The 324-nt window shown below is 64.8% G+C and carries 1 protein-coding gene; it reads left to right on the forward strand.

The features are described from left to right. Positions 1-292: purine phosphoribosyltransferase family protein (locus tag X760_RS73570; RefSeq protein ID WP_023723268.1), on the forward strand; the 292-nt coding region annotated here is incomplete at its 5' end. Positions 293-324: the final 32 nt, after the last annotated feature.

Genomic DNA, 324 nt, shown 5'->3' on the forward strand with positions numbered 1-324 from the left:
GAAGGGCAAGCTGCCTTACGAGACGGTACGCGTCGCCTACAGCCTGGAATACGGGCTGGACGAGATGGAGATGCACAAGGACGGCGTTGCGCCGGGCGAGAAGGTGATCCTGGTTGACGACCTGATCGCGACCGGCGGCACGGCGGAGGCGGCGGTCAAGCTGCTGAGGCAGATCGGCGCCGATATTCTTGCCGCGTGCTTCGTCATCGACCTGCCGGATCTCGGCGGACGGGCGAAGCTCGAAGCGCTGGGCGTGCCGGTGCGGACGTTGATCGGGTTTGAGGGGCATTAGGGAGTAGGGAGTAGGGAGTAGGGAGTAGGGAG

Source organism: Mesorhizobium sp. LSHC420B00, assembly GCF_000503055.1.
In the GTDB taxonomy this organism is placed as follows: domain Bacteria; phylum Pseudomonadota; class Alphaproteobacteria; order Rhizobiales; family Rhizobiaceae; genus Mesorhizobium.